Source organism: Winogradskya humida (assembly GCF_016862215.1).
Taxonomy (GTDB): domain Bacteria; phylum Actinomycetota; class Actinomycetes; order Mycobacteriales; family Micromonosporaceae; genus Actinoplanes; species Actinoplanes humidus.
Window position 1 is genome coordinate 24,862 of sequence record NZ_BOMN01000107.1, and the last position, 15,318, is coordinate 40,179.

The 15,318-nt window shown below is 69.1% G+C and carries 14 protein-coding genes and 1 tRNA gene; 3 read left to right on the forward strand and 12 right to left on the reverse strand.

Annotation, left to right across the window (positions count from 1 at the left end; translation table 11 throughout):
* Positions 1 to 491: 491 nt before the first annotated feature.
* A tRNA-Asn gene (locus Ahu01nite_RS36650) sits at positions 492 to 564 on the reverse strand.
* A 210-nt stretch (positions 565 to 774) separates the two neighbouring features.
* Here Ahu01nite_RS36650 and Ahu01nite_RS36655 point away from each other — a divergent pair.
* Positions 775 to 1,083: a hypothetical protein gene (locus Ahu01nite_RS36655; RefSeq protein ID WP_203841324.1), complete on the forward strand. Its 309-nt coding sequence runs from the start codon at positions 775 to 777 to the stop codon at positions 1,081 to 1,083.
* Between the two features lie 62 nt (positions 1,084 to 1,145).
* Here Ahu01nite_RS36655 and Ahu01nite_RS36660 read toward each other — a convergent pair whose 3' ends face one another.
* The 8 genes from Ahu01nite_RS36660 to Ahu01nite_RS36695 all read right to left on the reverse strand — a co-directional run bounded on the left by Ahu01nite_RS36660 (position 1,146) and on the right by Ahu01nite_RS36695 (position 10,951).
* Positions 1,146 to 2,153 carry a sugar phosphate isomerase/epimerase family protein gene (locus Ahu01nite_RS36660; RefSeq protein WP_203841325.1) on the reverse strand — a complete coding sequence of 336 codons (1,008 nt, stop codon included), beginning with the start codon at positions 2,151 to 2,153 and terminating at the stop codon, positions 1,146 to 1,148.
* Between the two features lie 165 nt (positions 2,154 to 2,318).
* Positions 2,319 to 3,389, reverse strand: a complete 1,071-nt coding sequence (locus Ahu01nite_RS36665; RefSeq protein ID WP_203841326.1) for a xylose isomerase — start codon at positions 3,387 to 3,389, stop codon at positions 2,319 to 2,321.
* A gap of 694 nt (positions 3,390 to 4,083) precedes the next feature.
* Positions 4,084 to 5,256 (reverse strand): Gfo/Idh/MocA family protein, encoded by a 1,173-nt coding sequence (locus Ahu01nite_RS36670; protein WP_203841327.1) that lies wholly within the window; start codon positions 5,254 to 5,256, stop codon positions 4,084 to 4,086.
* 34 nt (positions 5,257 to 5,290) lie between these two features.
* Positions 5,291 to 6,337, reverse strand: a complete 1,047-nt coding sequence (locus tag Ahu01nite_RS36675; protein ID WP_203841328.1) for a substrate-binding domain-containing protein — start codon at positions 6,335 to 6,337, stop codon at positions 5,291 to 5,293.
* Positions 6,338 to 6,413: 76 nt separating this feature from the next.
* Positions 6,414 to 7,415 carry an ABC transporter permease gene (locus tag Ahu01nite_RS36680; RefSeq protein WP_239159435.1) on the reverse strand — a complete coding sequence of 334 codons (1,002 nt, stop codon included), beginning with the start codon at positions 7,413 to 7,415 and terminating at the stop codon, positions 6,414 to 6,416.
* A 136-nt stretch (positions 7,416 to 7,551) separates the two neighbouring features.
* The gene (locus Ahu01nite_RS36685; RefSeq protein WP_203841330.1) at positions 7,552 to 9,084 is read right to left on the reverse strand and encodes a sugar ABC transporter ATP-binding protein; all 1,533 of its coding nucleotides are present in this window, start codon (positions 9,082 to 9,084) and stop codon (positions 7,552 to 7,554) included.
* Complete coding sequence (locus Ahu01nite_RS36690; RefSeq protein WP_203841331.1) at positions 9,081 to 10,259, reverse strand: ROK family transcriptional regulator; 1,179 nt, start codon at positions 10,257 to 10,259, stop codon at positions 9,081 to 9,083. Before Ahu01nite_RS36690 ends, Ahu01nite_RS36685 begins: the two co-directional genes overlap by 4 nt.
* Positions 10,260 to 10,390: 131 nt before the next feature.
* The gene (locus Ahu01nite_RS36695; RefSeq protein ID WP_203841332.1) at positions 10,391 to 10,951 is read right to left on the reverse strand and encodes a TetR/AcrR family transcriptional regulator; all 561 of its coding nucleotides are present in this window, start codon (positions 10,949 to 10,951) and stop codon (positions 10,391 to 10,393) included.
* 63 nt (positions 10,952 to 11,014) lie between these two features.
* Here Ahu01nite_RS36695 and Ahu01nite_RS36700 point away from each other — a divergent pair, with 63 nt between their 5' ends.
* Complete coding sequence (locus Ahu01nite_RS36700; RefSeq protein WP_203841333.1) at positions 11,015 to 12,496, forward strand: MFS transporter; 1,482 nt, start codon at positions 11,015 to 11,017, stop codon at positions 12,494 to 12,496.
* A gap of 51 nt (positions 12,497 to 12,547) precedes the next feature.
* On the opposite strand, the gene Ahu01nite_RS36705 is transcribed toward Ahu01nite_RS36700, so the two are convergent.
* Positions 12,548 to 13,645, reverse strand: coding sequence for a YihY/virulence factor BrkB family protein (locus Ahu01nite_RS36705; RefSeq protein WP_203841334.1), 1,098 nt, complete (start codon positions 13,643 to 13,645; stop codon positions 12,548 to 12,550).
* A 166-nt stretch (positions 13,646 to 13,811) separates the two neighbouring features.
* Between Ahu01nite_RS36705 and Ahu01nite_RS36710 the strand changes: the two genes are divergently transcribed.
* The gene (locus Ahu01nite_RS36710) at positions 13,812 to 14,147 is read left to right on the forward strand and encodes a PadR family transcriptional regulator (RefSeq protein ID WP_203841335.1); all 336 of its coding nucleotides are present in this window, start codon (positions 13,812 to 13,814) and stop codon (positions 14,145 to 14,147) included.
* A gap of 374 nt (positions 14,148 to 14,521) precedes the next feature.
* Here the strand turns inward: Ahu01nite_RS36710 and Ahu01nite_RS36715 are convergent, their stop codons facing one another.
* Both Ahu01nite_RS36715 and Ahu01nite_RS36720 read right to left on the reverse strand, forming a co-directional pair.
* Positions 14,522 to 14,860 (reverse strand): hypothetical protein, encoded by a 339-nt coding sequence (locus Ahu01nite_RS36715; RefSeq protein ID WP_239159431.1) that lies wholly within the window; start codon positions 14,858 to 14,860, stop codon positions 14,522 to 14,524.
* A gap of 271 nt (positions 14,861 to 15,131) precedes the next feature.
* Positions 15,132 to 15,318: hypothetical protein (locus Ahu01nite_RS36720; protein WP_438874855.1), on the reverse strand; the 187-nt coding region annotated here is incomplete at its 5' end.

The following is a 15,318-nucleotide window of genomic DNA, read 5'->3' on the forward strand; positions in this document are numbered from 1 at the left end:
GCCCCGAAAGCTGCGACAGGTCAGGCAGATCCCCTTCACCGCCATCGGCAACAGAGTGATCGAAGCCGGGCTCGTCGTCGCCACGATGGTCCTGGGCAGGCGTCCCCGGACCCGCGACCGCCGCGGTCCTGACCTATCGCGCCCTGACCTGCTGGATAGTGGCCCCACTGGGCACAGCCCCCTGGACCGCCCTACGCCCCACTCAACCTGATCAGCACTACAACGTCACCCGCAAGCGCAACCCCCGCCGCACTAGCCGCGCGCACAAGCCCCCACCGCAACCCCGCTGAACAAGCCCCAAGCGCAACCCCGCCGCACTAGCCGCGCGCACATGCCCCAGCGCAACCCCCGCCGCACTACCCGCGCGCACATGCCCCAGCGCAACCCCCGCACCGTGGGGGCGTCCGGGGGCTCGGCCCCCGGTAGCAGACATAGAGAGAGGGCCGCCACATCCGCGCTTTCTGCGGATACAGCGGCCCTCGGCCCGCTCGCTCCCCCGATTGGACTCGAACCAATAACCTGCCGGTTAACAGCCGGCTGCTCTGCCAATTGAGCTACAGGGGATCGTGCCGCCGCCCCAACTTCCCGCCTGAGCGGGCCGCCGTGGTGACGGAAAGAAGAATACATGACTCGTGGGGTGCCCGCTGGGGAGGGTCCGCGACACTCCCGGAAGAGTCGGTTCCGGGACGAATACGGGCCGGGGCGAATGATCGGGTGGCAGGGTGGGTATGTCGGGGGTCAGACGCACGCGCGTCACGAACGGAAGGAGCCGCCATGCGCGGAAAGCTCATGTTCATCACGGGTCTCGCTGCGGGCTTCGTCCTGGGCAGCCGTGCCGGCCGGGAGAAGTACGAGGAGATCTCGGCCAACGCGAAAAAGGTGTGGGAGCACCCGACGGTCCAGGAGGCCGCCGGCGTAGCCCAGGCGCAGGCCAACAAGCTGTACACCGAGGGTAAGGACAAGCTCAACCAGTCCAAGCTCGGTGAGAAGCTGCACTCCGCCAGCACCACGTCGTCGTCCGGTGACACCACGACCAACCTGACGACGAGCAGCGCCAACAACAGCACTGGCAGCGCCTACTGAGGTAGAAGTATTCGCCGCTTGCGTGGCCCGGCCCCCTCCCAGGGACCGGGCCACCGGCATTTTCAGGCGCGGGTGGAGAACGCCGCGTCGAAGGCCGCCGTGGGTGCGTCGAAGGCCAGGTTGCGGACGAAGGCGAGGGCTTCCGGGGCTCCGACCAGGCGATCCATGCCCGCGTCCTCCCATTCGATCGAGAGCGGGCCCTGGTAGCCGATGGCGTTCAGGGCGCGGAAGCAGTCTTCCCAGGGGACGTCGCCGTGGCCGGTGGAGACGAAGTCCCAGCCTCGGCGCAGGTCGGCCCAGGGCAGGTGGGAGGCGAGGCGGCCGCGGCGGCCGTCGCCGGTGCGGACCTTCGCGTCCTTGCAGTCGACGTGGTAGATCCGGTCCTGGAATTCGAGGATGAAGTTGACCGGGTCGAGGTCCTGCCAGACGAAGTGGGACGGGTCCCAGTTGAGGCCGAATGCCGGGCGGTGGCCGATCGCGTCGAGGGTGCGGCGGGTCGTCCAGTAGTCGTAGGCGATCTCGCTGGGGTGCACCTCGTGGGCGAAGCGGACGCCGACCTCGTCGAAGACGTCGAGGATCGGGTTCCAGCGGGTGGCGAAGTCCTCGTACCCTCGTTCGATCATCGCCGGCGGGACCGGGGGGAACATCGCCACGGTGTGCCAGATCGAGGAGCCGGTGAAGCCGACCACGGTTTTCACTCCGAGGCGGGCCGCGGCTCGGGCGGTGTCCTTCATGCGTTCGGCCGCGCGGAGGCGTACCCCTGACGGGTCGCCGTCGCCCCAGATGGCAGGCGGCAGGATGTCCTGGTGGCGTTCGTCGATGGGGTGGTCGCAGACGGCCTGGCCGACGAGGTGGTTGGAGATCGCGTAGACCTTGAGGTTGTGCTTCTCCAGCACCGCTCGTTTGCGGTCGACGTAGTCGTCCTCGGCGAGCGCCCGGTCGACCTCGAAATGATCACCCCAGCAGGCGATCTCCAGGCCGTCGTAGCCCCACTCCGACGCCAGCCGGCAGACCTCCTCGAACGGCAGGTCGGCCCACTGACCGGTGAAGAGCGTGATGGGTCGCGCCATGTCATCTCCCCTGTTCGTAAACGGCTACGAAGGGGTTCCGGGCCGGCGCGAGGAGCCGGCGATGGCATGCCAGGGACGGACGTCGCGGCCGTGCCGGGTCTGCGCCTCCCGGCGGGCCCGCCGTCCCGGCAGTGCCACATCAAACTCTAGGTGCACCCCAGGGCGTCAGCAAGGGAGGCGAAGGTCGACCGGGGGCGACAATCCGAGCTCTCCGAGCTCCAGGGCTCCCTGCGACTCGATGTCCAGATATTCGGTGCCGGGCAGTGCACCGGACATCAGGTGCGCGATTGCCGTACGCCAGATCTCCGTCGTCGCCGTCAGCGGAGCGGGTGGTTCACTGTCCAACGGTACGTGGCACTGCACGCGCCACGGACCCGCCGGGATGTCGCGCAGAGCGGCGGCGAGGTCGTCGACGTAGCCGTCATCGGGAGTGGTGACGGCGTGCGGGTGCGCGCTGTCCACGTACCCCTGAAGGGCTTCGATCGCGGCGCCGGGATGGGCGGCCTGGAGGGCAGCGGCGACCGTGGCCCGGATGACCTGGACGCCGGCTCCGTGCAGACGGTCGAGATACGCGACCGGGTCCTCCCACGTGCACGCCACGTTGGCCAGGTCGAGGCTGACGCCGAGCCGGTCCTTGTCGAGCCGGGAGAAGGCGGCGGCGACGGAGGCCGACCCGTCGAGCACGTAACCGGGTGCGGGCTGGAACCCGACCCGGACCGCGCGCCCGGTCTGCCAGGCGACCTCGGCCAGCCCGCCGGAGAGCCGCCCGAGCACCCGCGAGCAGGCCTTCTCCTTGGCGGTGTCCCACCCTGCCCGCAGCCCCAGGCCGATCGTCGTCACCGCTCCCCGGACAGCGTCGTCGGGCAGCAGGTCGACGAGGATGCGGGCCAGGTCGAGGGTGTATTCGAGCCGCGCGGGGCTGCTCCAGTCGGGAATGCCGGACCCCTCGTCGCCGCCCTCGGCGTAGGGCAGCCCGCTCAACGTGACGACCTCGAGCCCGCGGGCGTCGAGTTCGGCACGCAGCCGGGTGCGGGCGCGCCCGTCGATGGCGAGGGCGGCGGCGAGGGTGGGTGGCAGCCACAGGCTCACCCCGAGGATGTCCGCGTCGAGCTGAGACCGGACATCATCCGCGTACGCGTCGAGCTGAGCGACGACGTCCGTAAGATCTCGCGCGGGCCGGAGATCGGTGCCATGACTCACATGGACCACCCGGCCGCGATGGTGGCGCAAACGCATCAGAATCCCTCCTGGAGCGGGGCGTCACCGAGGCATATGCAACCAAGGCATATGCACGTGCATCGGTTCGTGCTGCGTCCAGTATGGACCAGTTGGCCGCGGGTCACCGCTGCCGTCGTGGCGGAACGACGGGTAACCATGACGCCTCCATCCGTGGGTTGGCTGCCCTCGGATACGAGCCTCGGCTGCCTACCGGATCAGCGGCCACACTGGCCGTGCGACGTCCTGACCTCCCCGAACATGATCGACAGGGCCAAACTACATTTATGTAGTTAGATGCTCCCACCCCCGGTGACCTGGCCCAGAGTGGACAGACGACCCCCCGTTCACAGATACGCGGAGAGCGTTCTCCGTGCGCCAATTGCACACTCGGACACGCACTGGAATCGTGCACGTGCGAATGGGCGCCGTGCACTTGCACGAAGCAAACGCTCACTGGGGTAACACGGGGTGCCCGAACGTGCTCGCAGCGGCAGGCTGGGCGCATGTCGGGCAGGGCGGAACAGGCTGACCGGCTCCGGTTCGGAACCCGGGTGGCCCGGAGCCGGGCAGCCTTTCCACCGCCCGCTCCAACGGGCCGGGGCGCAACCGGACCCGCCCTCGCGACGGACGGCAGAAGTCAATTGGGGCCGCCTCACAGCGGACAGCGGACAGCGGACAGCGGGCGGCAGAAGCAGCGGGCGGGTGCGGTTTGTCAGACGGGGGCGAGTTCGGGTTCGACCGGAACCCAGGCGGAGGTGGCGGCCGAGCGTTCCACCGCGTCGAGGACAAGTTGGACCTGGAGTGCGTCGGCGAACGACGGTGCGGGGGCATTGTTCGAGGCGATCGCGGCGATCAGGTCGCGGATCTCGTGGGTGAAGGAGTGCTCATAGCCGATCAGATGGCCGGCGGGCCACCACGCCGCCATGTAGGGATGGTCGGGCTCGGTGACCAGGATCCGGTTGAAGCCCTGTTCGCTGGTGGGCCGGGTCGCGTCGTAGAACTCGAGCTCGTTCATCCGCTCGAAGTCGAACGCGACCGAGCCGAGCGACCCGTTCAGCTCGACCCGCAGCCCGTTCTTGCGGCCGGTGGCGAAGCGGGTGGCCTCGTACGTCGCCACCGCTCCCCCGTCGAGCCGGGCCAGGAAGAGAGCGGCGTCGTCAACGGTGACCTGCCCTGAACCCGCGGACCCGTTGCCCGGCGGGAACGGAGCCGGGAGAGGACGTTCGCGGACGAACGTCTCGGTCAGGGCCGTGACCGCGGTGATGAGGTTGCCCGTGACGAACTGGGTCAGGTCGACGATGTGGGCGCCGATGTCGCCCAGGGCCCCGGAGCCGGCGACGTCCTTGCGCAGCCGCCAGACCAGGGGGAATTCCGGGTCGACGATCCAGTCCTGCAGGTACACCGCGCGTACGTGGCGGACCGTCCCGATGCGCCCGGTGGCCACGAGCTGTCTCATCAGGGCCACCGCGGGGACCCGGCGATAGTTGAACCCGCACATCGCCTGGATCCCGTGGGTCTGGGCGACGGCGGCGGCCGCGGCCATCTCCCGGGCCTCGGCGACCGAGTTGGCGAGCGGCTTCTCGCAGAGGACGTGTTTTCCCGCCGCCAGCGCCGCTATGGCTATCTCCGCGTGGGTGTCACCGGGTGTGCAGATGTCCACCAGGTCCAGGTCGTCGCGGGCGATGACCTGGCGCCAGTCGGTGGCGTGCGACTCCCAGCCGAGCTTGGCGGCCGCAGCCGCCGCCCGCTGGTCGTCGCGGCCGCACACCACCGACATTCGCGCCGACAGCGGTAGGTCGAACGCGTGGTTGACGGTGCGCCACGCCTGTGAATGCGCGGCACCCATGAACGCGTGACCGACCATGCCGACCCGCAGCTGCCCCATCTTGTGAACTCCGTTCAGAGAGCCGAGTGAGCTTCTAGAAGCCGAGCTTCGCGTACTGTGCCGCGTTCTCCTTGGTGATCGTCTCGGAGGCGAGGGTGATCTCCTTGGGGACCTCGAGTTCCACCAGGTCCGACAGGCCCTTCTTCTGCCCGATGAGCCGGGCGAGCGAGATCGCCGAGGACGCCATCGACGGGCTGTAGGTGACCGTCGCCTTGAGCACGGTGTTGTCGGCCACGATGGCGTCGATCGCCGCCTTCGAGCCGGCCCCGCCGACCATCAGGAATTCCTTGCGGTTGCTCTGGTTGGCCGCGGCGAGCACGCCGATGCCCTGGTCGTCGTCGTGGTTCCACAGGGCGTCGATCTTCGGCAGGGCCTGCAGGAGCTCGGTGGCCGCGCGCTGGCCCGTGTCGGCGGTGAACTCCGCGGGGCGGCGGTTGGCGACCTTGAACCCGTACACCCCGAGGGCTTCTTTGAATCCTGCCGAGCGTTGCTGGGTGAGTTCGAGCGAGTCGATGCCGGGGATCTCGCCGATGATCGGGTTGCTGATGTTCTTTGCCTTCAGCTGCTCGCCGATGTACGTGCCGGCGGCCAGGCCCATGCCGAAGTTGTCACCCTTGATCTGCAGCCGGTACGCGCCGCGGTCGGGGAACGCCCGGTCCAGGTTGACCACCGGGATGCCGGCCCGCATCGCCTCGAGGCCGACCGCGTTGAGTTCCTTGCCGTCATGCGGGAGCAGCACGATCACGCTGGGCTTCTGCGAGATCAGGGTGGACAGGGCGGCGCGCTGGGCGGCCGCGTCGGCGCCGGCCTCGACGCTCTTGAACTCCACGTCGCTGTACGCGGCGGCCTGCGCCTTGGCGTTGTTGGTGATCGCGGCGACCCAGCCGTGGTCGGCGGCGGGGGCGGAGAACGCGATGACGACCTTCTCGCCCGGGGCGGCGTTCGGGTTCGCCTCGGTGTCCTTGTTGGTGTTGATCTGGGTGTTCTCGCCCGCGTTGTTGCTGGTGCAGGCGGTGAGGACGGCGCCGGCGCCGATGGCGGCGCTGCCGAAGAGGATGCGACGACGGGACAGATCGTTCATCGGTTTTCTCCCAGGTTTGACCCGGCGACCGTCGAGGGCCACCAGCGGGTGCGAAAGGGAAGGAGCGGTGCGGGATCTAGGTACGCGAGAAGAGCTGCGAAAGTGAGCGGTACCGGAACTGTTGGACGAGCACGGCGGCGACGATGATGGCGCCCTTGACCATGTTCTGCACCTCGGTGGAGAGGTTGTTGATGGCGAACAGGTTGGTGATCGTGGAGAAGACGAGCACCCCGAAGAGGGCGCCGATGATCGTGCCGCGTCCGCCGCTGAGCAGGGTGCCGCCGATGATGGCCGCGGCGATCGCGTCAAGTTCGTAGAGGTTGGCCATGGCGGCCTGCGCGCTGGTCGCCTGGGAGGTGAGCATGATCGCCGCGATGCCGCAGCACAGCCCGGACAGCGCGTACAGCAGCACGGTGTGCAGCCGGATGTTGATGCCCGCGAGCCGGGCCGCCTCGGGGTTGCCGCCGACGGCCACGGTGCGCCGGCCGAACGTCGTGCGGTTGAGCAGCACCCAGCCGCCGGCCACGACTACGGCGAGCATGATGACGAGCATCGGGACGCCGAAGATCTTCGTACTCGCGATGTCGTTGATCGTGGAGTTCGCCGAGACCTGCGTCTGCTTGCCGGAGATCTGCGCGGCCAAGCCCCGCGCCGCGACCATCATGGCCAGGGTCGCGATGAACGGCACCAGCCTGCCGTAGGAGATCAGTACGCCGTTGACGAGCCCGACCACGACCCCCACCACGATCGCGGTGAAGATCATGCCCGCAGTGCCGTAGCTCTGGGTCGCCAGCGTCGTCGACCAGACCCCGGCCACCGCGATGATCGCGCCGACGGACAGGTCGATGCCGCCGCCGATGATCACGAACGTCATCCCGACGGTCACCACGCCGATCGCGGACGCCTGCTGCAGGATCGTCCAGACGTTGTTGGTCACCCAGCTCGCGTCACCGTAGAGCTCCGGCCGCGTCACCGCCCCGATGAACACCAGGACGATCAGAACCCCGATCAACCCCAGATTCCGCCGTACGGGCTCCGCCCCGTCACTCTTCCACCAGCTCGTCTTCGTCAGGGACACCGGCGCGGGAGCATCAGCCGGAACGTCGGTCTTCGTCCTTTGATCAGTCACGCTGAGCCTCCCTCAGGCATGCCCTCGTGGCCCTCACTGTCGCGGCCGCGGGCCGCCAACGCTGAGTGCAGCTCGGTGCAGTCGGTCATGCCGGGTCTCCTTCCAGGAGGGACCCCGCCATCACGAGGTCCAGAACCGTGGCTTCGTCGATCTCGTCGGCGGGTGCTTCGTGGATCAGGTGGCCCTCGCGCATGACCAGTACCCGGTCGGCCAGGCCGAGCACCTCGGGAACCTCGCTGGAGACCAGCAGCACGCCCACACCGCCGGCGGCGAGGTCGTGGATCACCTGGTAGAGCTCGGCGCGGGCGCCGACGTCGACACCGCGGGTCGGCTCGTCGAGCAGGAGCAGTTTGGTGCCGCCGAGCAGCCAGCGCCCGACGACGACCTTCTGCTGGTTGCCACCGGACAGGGTGCGCACCGGCCGGGTCACGTCGCGGGGACGCAGTTCGAGCTGGTCGGCGGTTTTCGCGGCGGCGGCGCGTTCCTTGGAGGTGTCGGTGAAGCCGCTCCGGGCGTACCCGGAGAATGAAGAGAGGGTCATGTTGCGGTAGATGGCCTCGTCGAGCAGCAACGCCTGGCTCTTGCGCTCCTCGGGCGCCATGCCCATGCCGTGCCGGACCGCCGCGCCGATGCTTCTGATCGTTCTGCCGCCGAGCTTGACCGTTCCGGCGTCCGCTTTGCGCGCGCCGAAGATGGTCTCGAGCAGTTCCGAACGTCCGGAGCCGACCAGTCCCGCGATGCCGACGATCTCGCCTGCGCGAACGGCCAGCGAGGCATCCGCGAACTCTCCCTCGCGGGTCAGGCCTTCGACCTCCAGCAGCGGCTCGCCCCCGGTCCGGTCGTCGCCGGGGGTCCGGGGCGGGAAGACGTACTCGATGGTCCGGCCGGTCATGCGGCTGACCAGGTCGCGGGTCGGGGTGTCGCGGGCGGGCAGGTTCGCCGCGGTGGTGCGGCCGTCCTTGAGGACGGTGACCCGGTCGCCGATGTCGCGGATCTCCTCCAGGCGGTGCGAGATGTAGATGACCGCGATGCCCTGCGCCGTCAGCTCCCGGATGATCCGGAACAGGTTCTCCACCTCGTCGTGGGCGAGCACGGCGCTCGGCTCGTCCATGACGATCAGCCGCGCGTCGTGCGACAACGCGCGTGCCATGCTCACGATCTGCTTGCCGGCCGCGGGCAACGAGCGCACCAGCCGGCGCGGCGGGATCTGGGCATGACCGAGACGGGCAAGGATTTCACGGGTACGCGCGGAAGTGGTCCGCCGGCGCAGGAACCCCGCGCGACTCTGTTCGTGGCCGAGGAAGGCGTTCTCGGCAACCGACAGGTCATCGACGAGGTCGAGCTCCTGGTAGATCGTGGCGATCCCGGCGCGCATCGCGGCCTGGGGCGAGGCCGGCGCGAACGGCTGCCCCTGCCAGGAGATGCTGCCCTCGTCCGCGTGGTGCACGCCGGCGAGCACCTTGATCAGCGTGGACTTGCCGGCGCCGTTCTGGCCGAGCAGGCAGTGCACCTCGCCCTCGCGGACCTCCAGCTCCACGCCGTCCAGCGCGCGCACACCGGGGAACGTCTTGACGACACCTTCGAGCTTGAGCACGACGTCTGCCGGGGAGGAGGTCATGACGCCTGCTCGAAGGCCGTGTCGCTGGCCAGCACCGCGGCGCCCGTCACGCCGGCCCGCGCGCCCAGCTCGCTGAGCACCACCGGCAGGTTCCCGGTCGCGAGCGGCAGGGATCGCCGGTAGACGACCGAGCGGATCTCGGCGAGCAGGATGTGGCCGAGCTGGGCGAGCCCACCCCCGATGACGATCATCGACGGGTTCGAGAAGCTGACCAGCGTGGCGAGCACCGAGCCGACCCGGCGGCCGCCGTCGCGGATCAGCCGGATGCAGGTGACGTCGCCCTCCGCGGCACCCTCGGCCACGTCGCGGGCGGTGAGGGCCTTGCGGGTGGCGAGCCGGTCGGCCAGCGCCGGGGAGTCACCGGCGCGGGCGGCGGCCAGTGCGTCGCGGGCCAGTGCGGCGCCGCTGAACAGTGCCTCCAGGCAGCCTGCGTTGCCGCACGAGCACATCGGACCGTGCGAGTCGACCTGGATGTGCCCGATGTCGCCGGCGCAGCCGTCCACGCCCCGGTAGACGTCGCCGGCGAGGTGGATGCCGCAGCCGATGCCCGTACCTATCTTGATGAACAGGAAGTCGTCGACCGAGTGAGCGACCCCGCCGTGCCGCTCGCCGATCGCCATGATGTTGACGTCGTTGTCGACCACGGCCGGGCAGCCGAACTCGCGGGTGAGCAGCTCACGCACCGGATAGCGGTCCCAGCCGGGCATGATCGGCGGGGAGACCGGCACGCCGTCGCGGAAACTGACGGGGCCGGGCACGCCGATTCCCACGGCGTCCAATTTGTCGTACGCCCCGTCGGTGCGCGCCTTCTCCAGCAGCTCGCTGACGCGGTGCAGGATCGCTTTCGGCCCGGACCGGATGTCAGTGCTCTCGCGGTACGCCGCCACGGGCTCGAGGCGCCCGTTGGTGACCTCGATGTCGATGGAGCTCGCACCCAGGTCGACCGCGGCGAAGCGCAGCCGCGGGTGCAATTCGACCAGTGTGGACCGCCGCCCGCCACGGGACGCGGCCATACCGGCCTCCGCGATGTAGCCCCCGGCGACGAGCCTTTCGACCTCGGCGAGCAGCCGCGGCCGGGTCAGATCGAGACGGTCGCCGAGCTCCGCCCGCGAGATCGGGCCTTCGTCGCGGAGCAGACGCAGCAGGCGATGATGCGGGGCGTCGACATTGTGCACGGGCACCTCCGGCCGTTCACACCGCCGAAACCAGGCGGTGTCACAGCCGTCACACTAGGGCCCTTCCGCCGCAGTAGTCCATAGCTTCTCGTTGATCCCAGGAAACTTTTGTCACCACAGTCAAAAGTGGTTTATCGCTTCGTGCGCAGACCGTCCAATGCGAACATCAGCACGCGGTCACGCTGCTCGACGTCGACGAACGCCGCCGAGGTGAGACCGGAGACCAGGCGCAGGACGTCGTCGAAGGCGGCGTCGGCGCGGACCTCCCCGGCCTGCTGGGCGCGGAGCAGCAGCGGTTCGCCGGCCTCGTACATCGTGGCGCGGCAGGCTCTGAACATGTCGGACTCGCGGTTGAGCGCCTCGATGATGGCCCGCTTGGTCCCCACGTAGTCGACGAAGCGCTTCAGCCAGGTGGTCAGCGCGTCCCACGGCGGCAGATCCGTCACCTCGGCGGCGACCTTGCTGAGCTGGTTGATCTCCTCGACGTAGACGCTCTCGAAGAGATCCTTGCGCGTCGGGAAGTTGCGGTAGAGGGTACCGATGCCGACCCCGGCGCGCTTGGCGATGTCCTCGAGCGAGGCCTCGGTGCCGCCCTCGGCGAACGCGTCACGGGCCGCGGCGAGGAGCGCGTCGAAGTTGCGGCGGGCGTCGGCGCGCTGCGGGCGGCGTACGGTCACCGGCATTTCGGTCATGGTAACCCTCCTCACATCTCCCGGCATTGCGAACCGGAGGCATACCTCCGCTAAGGTGGAGGCATGCCTCGACTTTATCAGAGCTCGCCGCGGATCACGTTTGCGGTGCTCGCGGCCGCCGCGGCCGCCTTCTCACTGATGCAGTCGCTGGTGACGCCGGTGCTGCCGACGATCCAGCAGGACCTGCACACGAGCGCCGGGACCGTGACCTGGGTGCTCACCGCGTGGTTACTCTCCGCCTCGGTCGCGACCCCGCTGATGGGCCGGATCAGCGACATGCTCGGCAAGGACCGCACGCTGCTGGTCGCGCTCGCCGCGATCGCCGTCGGCTGCCTGCTCGCCGCGATCGCCCCTAACATCGGCGTGCTCATCGTCGCCCGGATCATCCAGGGCCTCGGCGGCGCCGTCTTCCCCGTCTCGTTCGGCATCATCCGCGACGAGTTCCCGCCCGCCCGGGTCGCCTCCGCGGTCGGGGTGCTGGCCGCCGTCATCGCCAGCGGCAGCGGCCTCGGCATCGTGCTCGCCGGCCCGATCGTCGGCGCGCTGGACTGGCGCTGGCTGTTCTGGATCCCGATGATCGTGGTCGTCCTCGTCGGGGTGCTCGCCTGGCGCGTCGTCCCCGCCTCACCCGTGCGCACCCCCGGCAAGGTCAACTGGCTGTCGGCGGCACTGCTCTCGGGGTGGCTCGTCGCTCTTCTGCTCCCACTCAGTAAAGCGACCGCGTGGGGATGGGGCTCCGGGCGTACCGTCGGACTGTTTGTTGTCGCGCTTGTGCTCTTTGCCGGATGGTTCGTCGCTGAGCTGCGGTCGGCCAACCCGTTGATCGACATGCGCATGATGCGGCTGCCCGCGGTCTGGACCACCAACCTGGTCGCCCTGCTCTTCGGCGCCGCGATGTTCGGCGTCTTCGCCTTCCTGCCGCAGCTCATGCAGGTGCCGGCTTCCACCGGCTACGGATTCGGCGAGGACATCACCGGCGCCGGGCTGCTCATGCTGCCGATGCTGGTCGCCATGGCCGTCTTCGGCTCGCTCAGCGGACCGCTCTCGCGGTGGGCCGGCAGCAAGGCACAGCTGCTCATCGGCGCCGGCCTGGGCACCCTCGCCTGCCTGGCGTTCGCGCTGCGGCACGACGAGAAATGGGCGGTCGCGGTGGGCGGCGCGGTCTTCGGGATCGGGCTCGGCCTGGTCTACTCATCGCTGATCAACCTGATCGTCCAGGCGGTGCCGCCGCACCAGACCGGCACGGCGAGCGGCATGAACACCAATATCCGTACGGTCGGAGCGTCCATCGGCACAGCCGTCGTCAGCGCCGTCATCACCAGCCACCCGGCCGCCGCCACCGGACTGCCCGGCTCCGCCGCCGGACTGCCCGCCTCCGCCGCCGGACTGCCCGCCGAGAGCGGCTACACGATCGCGTTCCTGCTCCTCGCGGCTGCCGGGGCCGCCGCCTTCCTGGTGGCGCTGCTGGTTCCCGCCGCCAAGCGGGTCGCACCTCCCGCGGCCACGCCTGCTGTCCTTCCGGAGCTGGCGCCCGTCGAGGTCTGACATGGTTGCGGCGGGCGACCTGTGTGGTCGCCCGCCGCTTTCGTTCTGCTGCTAGTTCGTACTCAACCCCTGCTCGCTGCCCTTCTTGAGCTTGCGGTCGTCGCGCAGCTGCAGGAACGGCTCGTCGTCAGGGTCGTGACCAGCGGCGATCGCCCGGCCGCGCTCCAGCTCGGCGTCGAGCTCGGCGCCCAGCATGATCGCCATGTTCGTGATCCAGAGCCAGACCAGGAACGCGATGACACCACCGAGCGTGCCGTACGTCTTGTTGTAGTTGGCGAAGTACGCCAGGTAGAGCGCGAACCCACCGGACGCCACGACCCAGAGCAGCACGGCGAAGATCCCGCCCGGGCTGATCCAGCGGAAGCCACCGGTCTTGGCGTTCGGCGACGCCCAGTAGAGAATCGCGAACATCAGGCTCACCAGGATGATCAGCACCGGCCACTTGGCGATGTTCCAGGTGGTCACGGCCGCCGACCCGAGCCCGATCGTGTCACCCACGGCCTCGGCCAGGCTGCCGGTGAAGACCACGATCACCGCGGAGAGAATCAGCATCACGCCGACGATCGCAGTGACACCGACCCGGATCGGGAGCGTCTTCCAGATCGGCCGGCCCTCGGGCACGTCGTAGATCGCATTGGACGCCCGCATGAACGCGGCGATGTATCCCGACGCCGACCAGAACGCCAGCACCAGACCGAAGATCGCGGCGAAGCTCGCCGTCCCCGAGTCCGACACCTGACCGACCACCTGGTTGACCAGGTCCTTGATCTGATCCGGGGCAACCTGGTTCAGAGTCTCGGTGACGGTCTCCTTCCCGTCCTTGCTCAGCAGGCCAAGGATGGAGACCAGCACCAGTGCGCCGGGGAAGATCGACAGCACGCCGTAATAGGTCAGCGCCGCCGCCCAGTCCGAGATGTTGTCCTCGGAAAACTGCTTGAACGTCCGCTTCAGCGCCGCGAAAATGCCCTTACCGTGCAGCTGGGCAGGGCTGTCCGGGCCGGCCTTCGGGTCCGGCGCGTCAAGGTTGTAGTCCTTGTCCTCACCGGTCCGCGTGGTCGCCGTCGCATCGATGTCGTGGCCCTTACCGCCGGCATCCCGTGCTCCGGCAGCGTGAGCGCCATCTTTGTCGTCTTCGTGCCGGAGCTTCATAATCGGGGATCCCTCCAGGGGCACTACACATCGAATCGTCACCACAGGCCCTCACGTACGGCCTGAGCAGGTGATGCCCGTCATGTCGCAGCTCTAACCCCAGGTCCGCCATTTGGCTCACATACTACGGTTGACGTTATATGGTGCCGGACTTAATATCGGCCCCATGCAAGAACCGACCTTCCTCATCCTCACCGCCCTAGCAGCCCAACCCCTCCACGGCTACGGCGTCATCCAATCCGTCACCACCCTCTCCGCCGGCGACGTCAACCTCCGCCCCGGCACCCTCTACGGCGCCCTCGACCGCCTGGCCGAGCAGGGCATGATCGAGGTCGACCGAGAAGAAGCCATCGAAGGCCGCCTCCGCCGCTACTACCGCCTCAGCGAACCCGGCGCCAAAGCCCTCCAGGACCAGGCCACCCGCCTCCGCCGCAACGCCGCAGCCGCCGAACTCCAACTCGGCAAACGCCCCGGCTTCACCCTCGGCGTGGCCGGCGCTTGATCTCAGCCCCCTGAGTGCAGCCCTCGAGCTCAACCCCCTGACCGCGGGCCCTGTGCTCAACCCCCTGAGTGCAGCCCTCGAGCTCAACCTCCTGAACGCGAGCCCTGGGCTCAACCCCCTGAGCGCAGCCCTCGAGCTCAACCCCTGAACGCGGGCCCTGGGCTCAACCCCCTGAGCGCAGCCCTCGAGCTCAACCCTCTGAGCGCAGCCCTCAAGCTCCGACCTCCTAGGAGCGGGCCCTGGGCGAAGCCCTTTGAAGGCGGACTCTGGGCTCAGCCCTTTGAGCACAACCCCCTACATCTCAGACCCCTACATCTCAGACCCCTACATCTCAGACCCCTACATCTCAGACCCCTGCGCTCATGCCCCCGGGCTCAGACCTCGGTGAGCGCGATCGTGAGTTCCCGGGGCGTTTCCCGGCCCTCGAGCGCCCAGGCCCACCCGGGCAGGGCCATGGCGTCAGCGAAGAACTCATCGAAGTCCCTCCCGAACGACCAGAGGTAACCCGCCGGCACCATCTCGGCCCACGCGCCGGGAGCCCAGCAGAAGCCACAACTCAGCTGCCACATCCGCGCGTCCCCACCCCCGGCCTCGATGAACTGCCGCGTGAGGTCCGCCGAGAACCCCCGCTCACCCTCCCCGAACTGGGCCAGCACCCCTTCACCGTCCTCCTCGGACGGCGCCGTCCCATCAACGGGCAACACAGCGAACACCCGGAACACTTCGACAGTCGTCCGGACCGCAGCCGCAGTCACCCTGAACGTATCCACGCCTGCGTCATCAAGCATCGACATCAGAAACGCCTCGGTCTCACGGATCCGTATACCGTGATCATCGCGCAGGCAGCCGGCGCCGCAAGCCGCTCGCCACGGACCGAACGCCATTGCAGAAAGCGGCACACCGCACACCGCACACCGGGAGCCGTCGCCGCACACTGCGTGCCACGGCCGATGCAAAAAACCGCACGCCGCATGCAGGGAGCCATCACCGCGGGCCGCAGGCGCGGGGGCCGGTGCCGCAGGCGCGGGAGCCGGTGCCGCAGGCGCGGGAGCCGGTGCCGCAGGCGCGGGAGCCGGTGCCGCAGGCGCGGGAGCCGGGGCCGCAGGCGCGGGAGCCGGGGCCGCAGGCGCGGGAGCCGGGGCCGCAGGCGCGGGGGCCGGGGCCGCAGGCG

Coding starts and splice junctions, on each gene's coding strand:
- Ahu01nite_RS36710 (WP_203841335.1), top strand. CDS start 13,812: ATGCAAGAACCGACCTTCCTCATCCTCACCGCCCTAGCAGCCCAACCC.
- Ahu01nite_RS36675 (WP_203841328.1), bottom strand. CDS start 6,337: ATGAACGATCTGTCCCGTCGTCGCATCCTCTTCGGCAGCGCCGCCATC.
- Ahu01nite_RS36695 (WP_203841332.1), bottom strand. CDS start 10,951: ATGACCGAAATGCCGGTGACCGTACGCCGCCCGCAGCGCGCCGACGCC.
- Ahu01nite_RS36705 (WP_203841334.1), bottom strand. CDS start 13,645: ATGAAGCTCCGGCACGAAGACGACAAAGATGGCGCTCACGCTGCCGGA.
- Ahu01nite_RS36655 (WP_203841324.1), top strand. CDS start 775: ATGCGCGGAAAGCTCATGTTCATCACGGGTCTCGCTGCGGGCTTCGTC.
- Ahu01nite_RS36665 (WP_203841326.1), bottom strand. CDS start 3,389: ATGCGTTTGCGCCACCATCGCGGCCGGGTGGTCCATGTGAGTCATGGC.
- Ahu01nite_RS36700 (WP_203841333.1), top strand. CDS start 11,015: ATGCCTCGACTTTATCAGAGCTCGCCGCGGATCACGTTTGCGGTGCTC.
- Ahu01nite_RS36685 (WP_203841330.1), bottom strand. CDS start 9,084: ATGACCTCCTCCCCGGCAGACGTCGTGCTCAAGCTCGAAGGTGTCGTC.
- Ahu01nite_RS36660 (WP_203841325.1), bottom strand. CDS start 2,153: ATGGCGCGACCCATCACGCTCTTCACCGGTCAGTGGGCCGACCTGCCG.
- Ahu01nite_RS36670 (WP_203841327.1), bottom strand. CDS start 5,256: ATGGGGCAGCTGCGGGTCGGCATGGTCGGTCACGCGTTCATGGGTGCC.